This is a genomic window from Staphylococcus sp. LKG3-1, from assembly GCF_048568385.1.
In the GTDB taxonomy this organism is placed as follows: domain Bacteria; phylum Bacillota; class Bacilli; order Staphylococcales; family Staphylococcaceae; genus Staphylococcus; species Staphylococcus saprophyticus.
The window spans coordinates 2443852-2458830 of the sequence record NZ_CP183796.1 but is presented as its reverse complement, the minus strand read 5'-3'; the positions used below and the strand labels follow the sequence as shown (position 1 = coordinate 2458830).

Here is a 14979-nt window from a genome sequence, read left to right as displayed (position 1 = left end):
TAATGTTTACGCTTTCTTTTTTCAATCATTTTTCGTCAAAAACAATCAAAAACAGTCATATACAACCTTAAAAGTTCTATTAATTGTCATTTTTAGTTATTTGTAAATAAAGCGCTACGTTAAATTTTATCATCACAAACTTAATCTTTTATCGTTTGTATAATATGAACAAACACGTTATTTATTCATCTAAAATCTAATACTCGTTTGTAGTTCATCATGTGGTTGCAAATTGAGTTATCTTAAATACTTATATACAAAAAAATGACAGACAGCAATCTATATAATCAGATTCCTGTCTGCCGCTTTGTTATTACATGCTTTTATTTATGTATGACTTCGACAATCTTTGCCTTCGTCACATTAATTAAGTCTCTAACATCTATTTTAATCTGTGTGCCCCGTTCACCACCACTTACATAAAGGGTATCGATGTCCATTGCTTGTTGATCTATTATCGTTGGAAATGCGCGTTTCATACCAATAGGTGAGCAACCACCCCTGATATATCCAGTAATTTTTTTCAAATCATCAAGTGGCATTAAATGCAGTTTCTTCTCTCCCACCGCGTGCGCTGCCGCTTTCATATCTAAAGATTCGCGAACTGGAATAACAAACACAAAATGAGCGTGATTTGTATTCTCAAGTACAAGAGTTTTATATACAAGACCGGGATCCACGCCTACCTTTTCAGCTACACTTTCACCATCCATATGTATTTCTGAAACTTCATAAGTATTAACTTCATACGGTATTTTACTTCGGTCAAGCATTCTCATTGCATTGGTTTTCTTTTGCTTCATTATCAATCACTCCATATGACTTTTAAAAAGACGTCATTACATTAAACTTTTTAGCTAATACTTTTTTAAATTCATCGTAATTTAATTTAGCTTCAGTTTTTTTATAAACTCAACTAACTCATCATGCATTGATTCATCTTTTAAAGCGTACTCTATCGTCGTTTTTACAAAACCTAATTTTTCACCAACATCATAACGGTCACCCTCAAAATCATATGCATAGACTTGATCTGCTCTGTTCAAGCGTTCTATGGCATCAGTGAGTTGAATTTCTCCGCCTGCACCCTCGCCTTGCGTAGCTAAGTAATCAAAAATATCAGGCGTTAGAACATAACGCCCCATAATAGCTAAATTAGAAGGCGCAGTGCCTTGTTTTGGTTTTTCTACAAATTCATTCACTTCATATTTTCTACCAAACTTTTGTAGTGGATCAATAATACCATAACGATGTGTTTGTGCTTCATCCACCTCTTGAACACCGATGACAGATTTCCCCGTTTCTTCATAAGCTTCAATCAGTTGCTTAATAGCTGGATTATCTGATTCAACGATGTCATCACCTAATAAGACAGCAAATGGTTCATCACCAATAAATTGTCTTGCCGAATATATTGCATGACCTAGTCCTTTTTGTTCTTTTTGTCGAACATAAAAAATGTTTGCAAGTTCTGTAGAATATTTAACTTTTTCTAATAAATCTGTTTTACCTTTTTCCTGAAGAATCATTTCTAATTCCTTTTGATTATCAAAATGATCTTCAATAGCACGTTTGTGTTTACCTGTCACTATAATAATATCTTCGATGCCTGCTCGTGCCGCTTCTTCTACTATGTATTGAATCGTAGGTTTATCTAAAATAGGCAACATCTCTTTGGGCATCGCTTTCGTAGCTGGTAAAAAACGTGTACCCAATCCAGCAGCTGGTATGATTGCTTTCTTTATTTTTCTCAAAACGCTCATCCTTTTCCTATTAATATTTATGACTACTACAGAAAATAAACTATTCAATTTATTTTTTATTCATTACTATCATCATAACATTGATATGAGTGTCTTTATACTGATTTCCCTAATATAGAAGGAAGTGAGACAGAAAACAAATTTTTTAATTGAGAATTCGTAGTCCTACTTATGTAAACAAGACAAGGGTGACTAGGGTAATGGTTTACTTGAGCTAAAGCACATGCATAAGAACTACTAATTTTCATAAATTAAATAAGTAGTTCTTTAAAGAAGTAGGACTTTACATTTTCAATTCAGTCATCTACTGCCTAAATGAAAAAAGCCTGAGACATCTATATTTGTCCCAGACTTCTATATCTAATTTAATGAAGGTTGCTGTATAACATCCCCGGATTTACTAACAACAACTTTATAATCTCTTTGTGTTTTATATTCATGAAAAGTATAGTACATGCCGTCCTTAGATTCTTTAACCTTTTTCAAAACGACATTTTCTCCTAGCTTATCTACAGCATGCTTTTGTGCAATCACTTCAGATTCTTGAGGAGAGATACTCGAATGTAACGGTGATTGATTGTCATTCACTACATACGATTTATCAAATATACTCGCTTGATTGTCTTCACTTACAGTTACTCTGTAATACGTATTTGGTTTTGCTTCATTTTTAAATGTAAAAATATAATAATATACACCTTGGCAAGTGCTATCGATACCATAATCGTTATATGGATTAGATTTATGATTGTCATGATTCACAAGCGTCTGTGCTTTATTTAGTGCTTTAGAAAATTGCGGTAAGTTCGCTTGTCCCGTTTCGTTCTCTTTTAAATCGTGCGTCGTTAATTTGGCAATAGGTTGGTAGTTTGTTGCATTATATGGCGCTTCATTTTTTTCTTCTTTCATCGCTGCCTTAATTGAATTCTTATCTTTTTGTTTTGCTTTGTCCTTAGCTTCAGCATTTTGTTCTCCAACTGAAATACTAGAAATCGTTTCATGTACTTTTGCAAGCGCTTGTTGGTTTGTAGCTATAAAAAGAAGAAAACCTAAACAGCAAGCAAGAAGGAACGCCATAATCGTTAACATTAAATTTTTCAAGTTCATCCCCTTACTTACATTTATTACATTTCTTATCATGTTAGCACAGATTATTCTATAAACACTTAAATAGAACACAATTTAAAACAAATGTAATCTTTGTTACATGAATATTACGTAAGTCTAGCTTATTTAATACAAGTGTCATATTCGTTTTCAGTTTTTAGTATTAGCCTTATGACATAAACACTTAAATGATTTATTTCTGAAAACAGTCATTCACTATCCCCTTTTTACATAAATAAACCCTTCACAGTTTCCACTTTTTAACGTCAACTCTGAAGGGTACATCTGCATATTCAACTTGTTCTTGTTTAAAATTTAAATATTACTGAAGCGTGATCTAATCATTTTTTCTATAAATATAACGAACATACCTAATACCATTACTAATACTGACATATATAAGGGAAATTCGAAATTGATATCATATAATGTGCCTGCTACAAGAGGCCCGATAAAGTTGCCCATACTGGTAAATGTAGAATTCAGCCCACCTGCGAAACCTTGTCGATTTCCAGCAATATTAGAAAAATAGTTTGTAATCGCTGGTCGGATCATATCGAATCCGATAAACACGATGAAACTAATAATCATAATTGACCAATAGCTATGAACAAATGTCAGTGCCAATAAAATGATAGCAGAATAAAGTAATGCATAAGTGATAAATGTTAACTCTTTGAAATGTTTCATGAATTTATCAAAGAAAAACACTTGGAATATTGCGCCGGCTATCCCACCACCAGTAATCGCGAATGAAATATCTAATGGTGAATAGTGTGCTTTATCTGCTGTGTATAATGGGAATAGCGTTTCAAAAGCAGATAGGCCAAACGCGAGTACAAGTGTCAAGATAATTGGTGTCAGAAATACTTTCCAATTAATTTTTGATAGTAATTCTGGTTGATATTGAGTGAAACCATCTTGCGTACTGTTCTTTGGATTTTTGATTAATGCAATCGATAAGATTAATGCCACACATCCACTAAAACCAGCCACATAAAACGGTAATCTATGTGAAAATTCTGCTAGAAATCCACCCATCCCTGGTCCTAAAATGAATCCCGAATTAATAATTGCTGACATATAGCCGAAATTTTTCGCTTTATCTCTACCTACAGAAATATCAGCAATCATTCCTGTTACCCCCGGCATAACCATACCAGCACTAAATCCACCTAGTATTCTAGAAACGATTAAAAGTGAGAACGTATGACTTGCAGCGAATAAGAATTCTGAAATAGCAAAAAGACCCAAACCTATACAAATAATCAGTTTTTTACCTAATTTATCTGCCAGCGTACCACCAAATGGTGAAATGATCATTTGTGCTAAAGCAAAGACAGCAACGAGTATACCTAAGTCACTACCTTTTAAGCCTAAGTCTTTCAAATAAACCGGTAATACCGGAACAACTAAACCAATACCTAAAAAGACAAGAAAAATATTAAAATATAATATAATAAATTGCTTATTCACGTTTCTCACTCCATTCTTTTTTAATATATAAATTGCTGGCTATTTATAACATTGATAAAACCTTAATATTACAACATTCTATAACAGTTCTATAGCAAATGACAATAAAAAATATTTACTATAAACACTATTATACAAACTCTTAATAAGAACTTGTATAATAGTGTTGTAATCCATTTTCAGAACGGAGGTTTCTTATGATTTATCAAGTAGACGGCAAAACGATTGTTTTAGTATTGGAACAGGGTGAAGATATTGTAGAAGCTGTAACAGATATTGCTAGAGAACAAAATGGTAAGTATGGCACAGTCAGTGGTATTGGCGCTTGTTCAAGCGCAGAGCTCAACTTTTATAATCTAGAAACACAAACATATGAGAAGAAATTAATTGATGAACCATTAGAATTAATCGGTTTAATGGGCAACATTTCTCATATTGATGAACAGCCCTTTGCACATTTACACGCAACATTTGGAACCAATCAATATGAAACACTTAGTGGTCATTTAACAAAAGCCGTTGTATCTGCAACTGCTGAAATTATCATTACAATGACTAACCTAGACATCAATCGTAAACACAATGAAACCATTGGTTTGAATCTGTTAGATTTATAAATAAAATGTGTTTACCTTTATTTTTAAATCATTCACTAACTATGCAACCCAATAAGAATGTAAGTGCTATACGCAACTATTCATTATGCTTAATTTGAGTCTGAGACATAAATAGCTGTCTCAGACTCTTTTATCCATTAAGGAGTAGTTGTCTGAACTACACGTATTTTTATAAACTGTATTTCCATTTATTTTACATAAATTCACTTAAAAGTGTAAATTCAGAAAATACGCAATATGCTCCTCTATTGACTTAGATCTTGTTAATATTAAAATTTACTTTACTTTTATAATATATAATATGATGATTTGGGATATGATTTAAACATGATTTAGCATTTAACCGTTACTGCTTTAATCCAACCGTGTCATAAGTTGCTATGTTATGGTGTTTAATTAATTTATATGAATTCATTCTCCAACTATTTAATTATACATTTTATCTTTATGAATCCAACTTGTACTTTTCGTTGAATTTTATTTTCAAAAAATGTATCATGTAGTCTTGTATTTCAACAAATTGAACTAACACCTCTCTTAAGTTATGCGATTTAAGGTAGAGATATATTTATTATTGTATATAATAAGCATTTAAACTAATACATTCATCAGCAACGACATACTAAAAAGAAAGTAGGTGTATTGATGTCGGCTCGATATATTGCTAGAACTATGTTCTTTATTCTAATCATTATTTCAATATTTTTTAATCATTATTTTCCGTTTATGACATTAAATTTATTTCTAGCATATGTGCCATTTGAACTATGCTTACTCTTGAATTTATTTAAACCTATTTATAAATACGAATGGCCGCTCTTTATTATATTTGCACTTATTTTTGTATTTATGGTTCCTAATACATTATATATGGTTACAGACTTAATCCATTTAAATCAATTTAGATTTAATTTTTATCAGGGTTTATTAATCACTGAATGGGCCTATTTCGCATTTTTAGTTGCAGCCGTATTACTCGCACTGTATCTATTAATTTTAATGTTTTTAGAAATTGAGCAATTTACACACCGTATGTGGTTAAATCGACTCATCATCGTAGCAATGATGTTCCTTAATGGACTCGGTATTTACATCGGTCGCTTCTTGCGTTTACATTCCGTTTATCTTATTAATGAACCACTCCGTATTTTTAATGAAGTTGCGGCAAGCCTGAAATTTGATACTTTGTGCTTCATTTTATTACTTGTAGCATTGCAAATTATCATATATGCATTTGCGAAAGGAGTGCGTAGTGCAAAATGACTTTCAATATTATTATTTTAATTATTATACTCATTTTATTGCAGCTAATCATTGGTCATCTATTACATGATGTAGGATTCTCATATACGCACAGCATTATCTTGATGTGCCTTCCCTTAGGAATCGGTTTGTTTTACCTACAATTATTTTATTACGAGCGTCGCTTCCCTAAGTGGAATATACCCATCCATGTTAAGATCAGACTAAAATACATGTATATACTCACTTTCTTCGAATATGTTGCGCTATACATTTGTATCTTTAGAATGTAATCATTTATCGTTTACATAGTAAACAGTTAATGAATTGTATCATCAGTTCTAATATTACATGTGCTAAGGATTAAGTATACGTGTCTGAGATATAAATAGATATTTCGCCTACTTTTAGGTGCTAGTTAAAAATACTGATATAAAAAAGCTCCCGTCTAAGTTTTCATTTTTCAATGTCAACTTTAACGGGAGTTATTTATATGACTTAGATAATAAATCTTATTCTCAATAAAAGACTCAATTGATGCTGTAAAATACTACATTTACTACTACTTAACTGCTGTCTAAATACTTCTATTTTAAAGTATCTCATCTATTTATCATTGATTTTTCAAAGCTTGTTTCACTTCTTCTACAGAGTCTGCAGAGATGCGCAATTGTGCCTGTTCATTGTCTGAAAGTGCTAATTCAACAATATTTTCGATACCTTTTTCACTTAAAACAGTTGGTACACCTAAACAGATATCAGAGAATCCATATTCTCCTTCTAACAATGCGATACTTGGTAATAAACGATGTTGATCCTTTAGAATTGCTTCAATCATTTCAAAAACTGCAGACGCAGGGGCATAATATGCAGAACCATTGCCAAGCAAAGCAACAATTTCAGCGCCACCTTTTCTTGTACGTTCTACAATTTGCTCTATTTGCGTTTGATTCAACAATTGATGTAAAGGGACACCATTGACATTGGTTGAATTTACTAAAGGTACCATTGTATCACCGTGGCCGCCTAATACAAGCCCTCTAATATCTTTTATTGACACATTTAAAGCTTCTGCAATAAAGGATTGATATCGTGCAGTATCTAATACACCAGACTGTCCAATCACGCGTTCTTTCGGAAAACCTGACGCTTTTAACACAGAATAGGTCATCGCATCTACTGGATTAGTAAGTACGATAATTTTGCAATCCGGTGAATACTTTACAATTTCCTTCGTAACATCGAACATCACTTTTTCATTAATTTGTACTAAGTCATCTCTACTCATACCTGGTTTACGAGGACTTCCTGCAGTTATCACAACAATATCTGAATCGGCTGTATCAGCGTAATTCACGGAACCCGTCACTTTCGCATCAAAACCATATACCGGACTGCTTTCGAATATATCTAGCGCCTTACCCTTCACTTGTCCTTCGTTATCTGGTCGATCAATGAGCACTACATCAGCTAACTCATGCTGCGCAACAATAAATGCTAATGTAGCGCCTGTGTTACCAGCACCTATTATGGAAATTTTCTTTTTGGTCATAAAAACATCCCCTTAATCAAGCAATTTATATCTCAATTAAATTATAACACGCATTCATTTTAAACAATGATTGCAATTCATAAACTTAAGTTATCATCTTTACTTATGTTTGCGTTGGCGCTTAAACCATTTCCACATAATGAAAATGGCGAGGATAATCAGTACAATATATATAATGCGAGAATAAATATCCATATAGTACACAATTGCATGCCAATTACCGCCGACTGCTTGACCTAAATAAATTAAAACAATATTCCATATTAATGTTCCTATCGTTGTAAATAGCATAAATAATGGTAGATTCATTCTTGTTAAACCAGCAGGTATAGAGATTAAACTTCTCAACAAAGGCACGAAACGACAGAAGAAAATAGTCCAATAACCATATTTATCAAACCACTGTATTGTTCTATCAATATCCTTCGTTTTTACACGAAGAAACTTTCCATATCGATTAACAAAACGATATAAATTACGTTCACCAATCCAAGCTCCTATTCCGTATAAGACGATTGCACCGACAACTGAACCAATTGTAGACGTAATGGTCACACCAATAAAACTTAAATCAGATTTAGTAGTCATAAAACCACCAAAAGTTAAAATAATTTCAGACGGTATAGGCGGAAAGACATTTTCTAGAAAAATTAAAAAAGCAATACCCCAATAACCATATTGTTCCATAAAGTGTGTAATCCACTGTTCCATGCATTACCTCCTCGTTATAATCACGCTTGCTCTATAAGTCATTTACTCGTGACTAGTTAAAAAAATGGTTAGTCAAACCATATAAATAAAATGTAAGTCCAAATAATACTAAGGAAAGTATAGTTAATATTAATGATAAAATCATTATCCGTTTAAAATGATGAATAAAAACAACGAATAAAATCGCAGCATTATAAAGGAAAAACAAACCAAATAAAGTTACCATCACAGTAATGTCAGGAAAAACGATGTTCAATATAGCAATAATCAAAGCAAATCCTAAAAATGGAAAAGTAATAAAGCGTTTTTGAAACTTGAGTTCTTTTCTATGGTGTTGTTCGTTCTGAGTATTCATTATTTACACTCCTTTTAAAATTAAATTAAGGGATATCGTGGCCTAATGAAGCCGTATAAATATCAAACCATTCTTGGTCTGTTAATGTTACCTCAAGTCCAGCGATTGCGTCATCAATCCGTTCTATCTTATGCGTACCCAACACTGGCATGATTGCGGCAGGATGTTTATCTAACCAAGCCATGATGATGCCATTCGTTGTCACATTATATTTCTGTGCTAATGGTGAAACAATTGCCATAATTCTTGCAGCCTTTTCATCAGCTAGATCAAAGAGCTTGCCACCAGCCATAGGGCTCCATGACATAATTTTAACATCATCTTTATACATATGATTAATGACACCATTGTCAATTGCATCTAATGTGTACGGTGACACTTCTAATTGATTTATTGTAATGTGTAATTTGTCACACACAAGGCATTTACTTAACAAATCATATTGCGATTTATTAAAATTCGAGACACCAAACGATCTCACTTTCCCCTCGCTTACTAAAGCCTTTAAAGCTTCTGTTACTTCATGGGGATCCATCAACGGTGATGGTCGATGGATAAGCAAACTATCTAAATAATCAACATTTAATTGTTGTAATGAACGGTCTACCGCTTTTTGAATATGTGTTTTACTATGATCATATCTGTGTCCCTGAATGTCTTGTTCAGGGCTTGATGGTAGTACGATACCACATTTCGTCACAATCTCAATTTCATCTCGTAATTGAGGTGATAATTTTAAAGCCTCACCAAAAATACCTTCGCATGTATAATTACCGTAAATATCGGCATGGTCCATCGTTGTGACCCCGCGCTCTACTAACTCATTTAAATAACGATTCAATTGTTGTGGTGTCCACTGCCAATCTTGTGCTCTCCAAAACCCTTGTATCACTTTTGAAAACGAGACATACTGATTTATTTTTACTTTATCCATTTAAAAACCAACACCTTTTATTTTATTAGATAATTAAGTGAACTGTAACATGTCTAATTTGTTGTGTATTTGATTTTCATCAATCTGTTCACCAATCATCACAATCGTTAATGGCATTTCATCATCAATAATTTGATAATCTGGGAGACCAAATGCATATTGAAATTCATAAGTTTCATGAGGCATATCACGAAATTTAACATATCCCTTTAATCTTAGAACATTATCTGGGAGCCGTAAAATAAATTGATAAAATAATTGACGATCAATCGGCCCAGAAAAATGGTATTGTACACTATTTATACCATGATGATGCATATGGCTTTCTTTAGTTGGCAATGATGTATTTGTAATCGTATCAAAAGCATCCATGTGCATATCTGCATAAGTTGTATAAAATTTGGGCGCTTCTGAATTAATTTTATCAATAGCTTTAAGATCATCATACGCATCACTTTTTAATAAATCCATTTTATTGACTACAATTGCATGACTTACTTCTAATTGTTCTTCCATCAATTGTGTTGTACTATGGGTATATTGGGTTCTGGTCAAAAATCTTGGTGCGTCTAATAATCCTATTACCATAGGTGTTTGGACATTAGCGACAATTTCAGGATCTTGGCATGCCGCAATAATTTCTATCGGATGTGCAATACCCGTCGCCTCAATTATAATATGGTGCATTGCACTTTTGTTAAGAAAATGTTTTAATTGTTTTATTAAATCTTGTTGCAAGTCACAACAGACGCAACCATTTAATACCGATGCGACTTCAACATCGTCGCTTAATGCAGCGCTATCTACATCTAAATTGCCGTATTCATTTACGATGATACTTGGGTTTTCATTTTTTCTTAATAAATATTTCACATAATTGCTAAGGAAAGTTGTTTTCCCACTACCTAAAAAACCTGTTACAATTGTAATAGGCGTGTTAGGTTGTTTAATATTTTTCATAAAATCACTCATTTCTTAAACACAAATGTTTGTGTAAAATTTAATTTATACATATAATTAAATTTTACTTGATAAAATATTAGATATCTTCTAAACTTTATACACACTTTATTTTAGCATGGCACAGTGCAAAAGTATGATGGAAGAAGTGTCAAACACAACGCAAGACGGATTCAGGTCCGATACAGAGAGAACAAAACGGATAGAATGTCTGGAGGAGAACTTATGTCTGAACCACTTAATTTAAAGGAACAACTTTGCTTTAGTTTGTATAATGCTCAAAGACAAGTAAATCGCTACTACTCAAATAATGTCTTTAAGAAATACAAACTGACTTACCCACAATTTTTAGTATTAACAATTTTATGGGCTGATTCACCTGTCAATGTAAAGAAAGTCGTAACAGAATTAGCATTAGATACAGGTACTGTATCTCCATTACTCAAGAGAATGGAACAAGTTGATTTAATCAAACGTGAACGTTCTGAAGTAGATCAACGTGAAGTGTTTATTCATTTAACTGACAAGAGTGAAGCAATTCGTCCAGAATTAGACACGGCTTGTCAAGATGTTGCTGTTGCATCATCATTAAGCCCAGATGAATCTCAAGAGTTAAATCGATTACTTTCAAAAGTAATCAATGCCTTCACTGAAGAAAAATCCAAATAATTTTTCACAACAAAAGTTTAGGTACTAGCTATTAAAAATTATTCCTTTAATATACTTGATTTATAAAGCGAGCTCAAACACTTATGTGTTTGAGCTCGTTTTTTCATAATAAATCATAACTCATATTCAACAGCTCTATCTACCGCGGTTTAAATGAATAACTAAAGATTTATTATTTATTTTAGATGTCTTGGTTTCCACGTTTATTTTAATCAGCATTAATGGCTACCATTTGGTGTAAATAACCATTCGTTTTATTCAATAGCGCCTGATAACTGCCATCTTCTAAAATAACGCCATCTTGCATAACTATAATTCTATCAAAATGTGGCAATAGTCTTAAATCATGTGTTGCCACTATCAAGGTTTGCACAGTTTGATGAATTGCTTCCATCACTTTATCGGTATGATATATATCCAATGCCGTTGTCGGCTCATCTAATATCCAAATAGGCGCATGTTTTAAAAACAACCTTGCTATTGCCAATCTTTGAACCTCTCCACCAGATAATGTTTGACCTGAAAGTGTAATCATTCTATCCAAATCAATATGCGCTAATCCCAAGTCATCAAGTACTTCTCTCATTTCATTATCACGCTTTTCAGCAAATAAATTCTCACGAACTGTTCCATCAAAAAGTTGTTGTGATTGTAATAAGGCATTTATATGACCATATTTTTCCTTATCCTTAATTTTCACTATATCTTGTTGGTTAAATAATATGCTCCCTTTTTCACTTTGATACAAACCTAGCATGAGTTGAAGTAATGAGCTTTTCCCTGAACCAGAAGGACCAACGATTGCAACATGTTCACCTTTGTTAATAGTACATTGAATATTGGATAACACATTACTTGATTGATTCCAATATTTAAAATCTACTGCTTGAATATCGAATAACAAATTAGCTTCATTCAAATCTCTTTGCATTTGTTCAGTACCTTGTATCATCGGATGCGCAATCACTTCATTTATATTTTCAATTGCTTCATCTGTATCACCTTTATAGTAAGCCACATTACTCATCGGAATGGCTTGTTCAAACAACGTTAACATCATGAGCACGATACTCGTTAAATAAACGACGTCTAATTGGTGATTTTGCACTTGGACAACACCCAAATATAAGGTAAAAAACAGTGCAACCATTGAGACAATATTTAAACTATACTCATACAGCGATAAAAATCGTTGCTCTTTCGCTTGTGCGTCTTCATATTGATCTAATTGATCTAACAATGCTGTTTTATAATATGTTGTTCTATCAAAACGAACGAGTTCTTCGTAACCTTCTTTATAATCGTAAAAGTGATTTAAAAAGCCACTTTGTACTTGATTGACTTGTTTTTTTAGTTGTCGCGCTTTTTTAGCACTCAACCAAGGTATAACTAATAAAGTTGCAATCATACTCACACAGATAATAATTGCATGTACATATGAAAAATAAATCATTGTTAAAACAGTTATCGTTGCTGTAATGCCAATAACTACTGGAGGATAATACACTCTCAGATAAATATTTTGTAGTGCTTCCACCCTACCAATCATACGCGCAATCAAATCGCTAGAATTAAATTTACGATATACATCGGGTATGACGGGTAATAATTTCTTGAAAAACTGAACTCTCACATTTCTCAACATCGTAAATGTCGCTCTGTGAGATAAAAGTCTTTCGATATAACGTGCAATCGCTCTTAGAAATCCAAACATTTTAACAGATACAATCAGGATCATTAAAGCGAATAAAGGCGCACCTAATGCACTTTGTGTAATCATGTACCCGCTTAAGAAGAACATACCCAACGCTACCAAACTACCAACGACACCAACTAGTATTGATAAAATCAAATCTTTGTCTATTTTAAATTGAATATGTGGTTTCATGTTGCATCACCACCTTGAGATGAATTTTTCATTGTCGTTTGCTCAACAGATGTTGCATAACCATTTTCTATTAATATGCGTTTATCTGCTTTGTTAATCGTATGTGATCTATGGGCAATCGTAATAATGGTCGCACTTTCAAATTCATGTGCAATCACATCTTGAATGGTTTGTTCTGTTTTCACATCTAAGCCGGTAGCGGGCTCATCAAAGATGATGAGCTCTGGTTGTGTCATTAATACTCTTGAGAGTTCTATACGTCTCATTTGCCCTCCTGAGAGCATTTCTCCACCTTCACCTATCCATGTATCTAAACCATCCGCTAAGCTCAGTACTTTTTCTTTCAGTCCTACATCATCTAATACCTTTAATATTCTAGCATCATCAACGTCTTGGAACATCGTAATGTTATCACGTATAGAAGCATTAAAAATATAAGGTGATTGGCTCAAAAAGCCAATACTTAAAGATGGATCCTTAAACGTTACTGAACCGGATTGGGGTTTGTAATTTTGTGTTATCAATTGTGCTAACGTTGATTTACCCGCACCACTTTTACCAACTAGTGCAATTTTCTCGCCTTGATAAATACTTAGATTAATATTTTTCAAAGCATAGGTGTCAGCTGCATCATATTTGAAATCAACCTGCGATAATTGAACAATGGGTGTTTGATACGTATCAATCTGTTTTTGAATCTTATGTTCTGCGGTTCCTTTATCTAAGACATCAAATACGACATCACTTGAACCTTCACTTTGTTTACCGGTATGAAACGATTGTCCAAGATCTTTAATTGAATTATAAAATTCTGGCGCTAAGATAATTGCAATTGCTGCTGTTTTAAAATCAATGTTATGAAATAAAATCAATCCTAAACCTGCTTCTAATGCAACCAAGCCAATACCTAACATACTAATAAATTCAAGCATGAGGCCTGATAAAAATGCACTCTTTAAGATGCGCATTGTCAAATCTCTAAATGTTGTACTTTCTTCATATAATGCCGCTTCAGTCTTATCTGTTCTATTAAAAAGCTTTAATGTAATAAGACCTTTAATTTTATTTAGAAATTGCTGACTAAATTGATTTAAATATGTCATTTTATCTTTAGATTCATCACGTGTTTTCAAGCCAAATATAATATAGAAAATAGGAATAAATGGTGCTGTAACAATCATAATTAATGCAGTATTTAAATGTATAAAACACATTGCCACAATGATCATCAGTGGAATCATCATCGATTTAAATACCTGTGGAAAATAACTGTTAAAGAAAGGAACAATGCCATCTATACTTTCTGTCAATGTGTTTATTTGCGCACCAATTGGTTCTTTTGAGCGTTGTAATATGAGCTGACGTCGCAAATCTCGTTTGACTTTTGAAGCCATACGATTACCTATCATTTGGTTCACTGTATTAAGTGTCGCACGTGCAATTAAAATCACCAATGTTATAAATAATAAAGCCAATACATCTTGATTGGTTTTTAATAACATGATATTTAAAATTTCAGCAATAGAAATATTTTGAACTACTACGGTTATGGCTAATAATGTACTAATAATAAACATCCATATAGGATATACTTTAAATTTTAAAGCTAAATTTGTTAATCTTTTCACAAAATATCACCTGCCACATATTATAAACACATTATATGAAATTTAAATGATTTCGCTCATTATCAAGTAACATTTTT

Annotated in this window: 15 protein-coding genes; 4 read left to right on the top strand and 11 right to left on the bottom strand. The window is 32.7% G+C overall.

The features are described from left to right. Positions 1-323 precede the first annotated feature (323 nt). From ybaK to norA, 4 genes are all read right to left on the bottom strand, one after another. Entirely contained in the window at positions 324-803 is a 480-nt protein-coding gene (ybaK, locus tag ACM595_RS12175) for a Cys-tRNA(Pro) deacylase (protein ID WP_002483962.1), read from the bottom strand. An 81-nt stretch (positions 804-884) separates the two neighbouring features. Beyond that, complete coding sequence (galU, locus tag ACM595_RS12170) at positions 885-1754, bottom strand: UTP--glucose-1-phosphate uridylyltransferase GalU (RefSeq protein ID WP_011303674.1); 870 nt, start codon at positions 1752-1754, stop codon at positions 885-887. Positions 1755-2123: 369 nt separating this feature from the next. Beyond that, complete coding sequence (locus ACM595_RS12165; RefSeq protein ID WP_037538980.1) at positions 2124-2864, bottom strand: hypothetical protein; 741 nt, start codon at positions 2862-2864, stop codon at positions 2124-2126. Between the two features lie 321 nt (positions 2865-3185). Then, positions 3186-4346, bottom strand: a complete 1161-nt coding sequence (norA, locus tag ACM595_RS12160; protein WP_011303676.1) for a multidrug efflux MFS transporter NorA — start codon at positions 4344-4346, stop codon at positions 3186-3188. A 197-nt stretch (positions 4347-4543) separates the two neighbouring features. On the opposite strand from norA, the gene ACM595_RS12155 reads away from it, so the two are divergent. From ACM595_RS12155 to ACM595_RS12145, 3 genes are all read left to right on the top strand, one after another. Next, positions 4544-4963 (top strand): PPC domain-containing DNA-binding protein, encoded by a 420-nt coding sequence (locus ACM595_RS12155; RefSeq protein ID WP_041079728.1) that lies wholly within the window; start codon positions 4544-4546, stop codon positions 4961-4963. Between the two features lie 645 nt (positions 4964-5608). Continuing rightward, a complete protein-coding gene (locus ACM595_RS12150; protein WP_041079729.1) occupies positions 5609-6226 on the top strand; it encodes a DUF1361 domain-containing protein in 618 nt (205 codons plus the stop codon). Next, entirely contained in the window at positions 6223-6498 is a 276-nt protein-coding gene (locus ACM595_RS12145) for a hypothetical protein (RefSeq protein ID WP_011303679.1), read from the top strand. The genes ACM595_RS12150 and ACM595_RS12145 overlap by 4 nt, the downstream gene beginning before the upstream one ends. A 320-nt stretch (positions 6499-6818) precedes the next feature. Here the strand turns inward: ACM595_RS12145 and mdh are convergent, their stop codons facing one another. The 5 genes from mdh to ACM595_RS12120 all read right to left on the bottom strand — a co-directional run bounded on the left by mdh (position 6819) and on the right by ACM595_RS12120 (position 10717). Then, a complete protein-coding gene (mdh, locus tag ACM595_RS12140; protein ID WP_002483968.1) occupies positions 6819-7757 on the bottom strand; it encodes a malate dehydrogenase in 939 nt (312 codons plus the stop codon). Positions 7758-7856: 99 nt separating this feature from the next. Continuing rightward, positions 7857-8468, bottom strand: coding sequence for a DedA family protein (locus tag ACM595_RS12135; RefSeq protein ID WP_069821745.1), 612 nt, complete (start codon positions 8466-8468; stop codon positions 7857-7859). A gap of 52 nt (positions 8469-8520) precedes the next feature. Beyond that, positions 8521-8823 (bottom strand): hypothetical protein, encoded by a 303-nt coding sequence (locus ACM595_RS12130; RefSeq protein WP_037538982.1) that lies wholly within the window; start codon positions 8821-8823, stop codon positions 8521-8523. Between the two features lie 25 nt (positions 8824-8848). After that, positions 8849-9757 carry an aldo/keto reductase gene (locus tag ACM595_RS12125; protein ID WP_037538985.1) on the bottom strand — a complete coding sequence of 303 codons (909 nt, stop codon included), beginning with the start codon at positions 9755-9757 and terminating at the stop codon, positions 8849-8851. A gap of 33 nt (positions 9758-9790) precedes the next feature. Beyond that, complete coding sequence (locus ACM595_RS12120) at positions 9791-10717, bottom strand: CobW family GTP-binding protein (RefSeq protein ID WP_037538987.1); 927 nt, start codon at positions 10715-10717, stop codon at positions 9791-9793. 225 nt (positions 10718-10942) lie between these two features. Here ACM595_RS12120 and ACM595_RS12115 point away from each other — a divergent pair, with 225 nt between their 5' ends. Next, a complete protein-coding gene (locus ACM595_RS12115) occupies positions 10943-11386 on the top strand; it encodes a MarR family winged helix-turn-helix transcriptional regulator (protein ID WP_011303683.1) in 444 nt (147 codons plus the stop codon). A gap of 208 nt (positions 11387-11594) precedes the next feature. On the opposite strand, the gene cydC is transcribed toward ACM595_RS12115, so the two are convergent. Together cydC and ACM595_RS12105 are read right to left on the bottom strand one after the other, a co-directional pair. After that, positions 11595-13274, bottom strand: coding sequence for a thiol reductant ABC exporter subunit CydC (gene cydC / locus ACM595_RS12110; RefSeq protein WP_002483973.1), 1680 nt, complete (start codon positions 13272-13274; stop codon positions 11595-11597). Continuing rightward, positions 13271-14902: an ABC transporter ATP-binding protein/permease gene (locus ACM595_RS12105; protein ID WP_069821742.1), complete on the bottom strand. Its 1632-nt coding sequence runs from the start codon at positions 14900-14902 to the stop codon at positions 13271-13273. Before ACM595_RS12105 ends, cydC begins: the two co-directional genes overlap by 4 nt. Positions 14903-14979: the final 77 nt, after the last annotated feature.

Bases quoted from the DNA above. Each gene is read 5' to 3' on its own strand.
- ACM595_RS12145 (WP_011303679.1), top strand. From the start codon at position 6,223: ATGACTTTCAATATTATTATTTTAATTATTATACTCATTTTATTGCAG.
- cydC (WP_002483973.1), bottom strand. From the start codon at position 13,274: ATGAAACCACATATTCAATTTAAAATAGACAAAGATTTGATTTTATCA.
- ACM595_RS12125 (WP_037538985.1), bottom strand. From the start codon at position 9,757: ATGGATAAAGTAAAAATAAATCAGTATGTCTCGTTTTCAAAAGTGATA.
- ACM595_RS12155 (WP_041079728.1), top strand. From the start codon at position 4,544: ATGATTTATCAAGTAGACGGCAAAACGATTGTTTTAGTATTGGAACAG.
- ybaK (WP_002483962.1), bottom strand. From the start codon at position 803: ATGAAGCAAAAGAAAACCAATGCAATGAGAATGCTTGACCGAAGTAAA.
- ACM595_RS12130 (WP_037538982.1), bottom strand. From the start codon at position 8,823: ATGAATACTCAGAACGAACAACACCATAGAAAAGAACTCAAGTTTCAA.
- ACM595_RS12115 (WP_011303683.1), top strand. From the start codon at position 10,943: ATGTCTGAACCACTTAATTTAAAGGAACAACTTTGCTTTAGTTTGTAT.
- ACM595_RS12120 (WP_037538987.1), bottom strand. From the start codon at position 10,717: ATGAAAAATATTAAACAACCTAACACGCCTATTACAATTGTAACAGGT.
- ACM595_RS12150 (WP_041079729.1), top strand. From the start codon at position 5,609: ATGTCGGCTCGATATATTGCTAGAACTATGTTCTTTATTCTAATCATT.
- ACM595_RS12135 (WP_069821745.1), bottom strand. From the start codon at position 8,468: ATGGAACAGTGGATTACACACTTTATGGAACAATATGGTTATTGGGGT.
- mdh (WP_002483968.1), bottom strand. From the start codon at position 7,757: ATGACCAAAAAGAAAATTTCCATAATAGGTGCTGGTAACACAGGCGCT.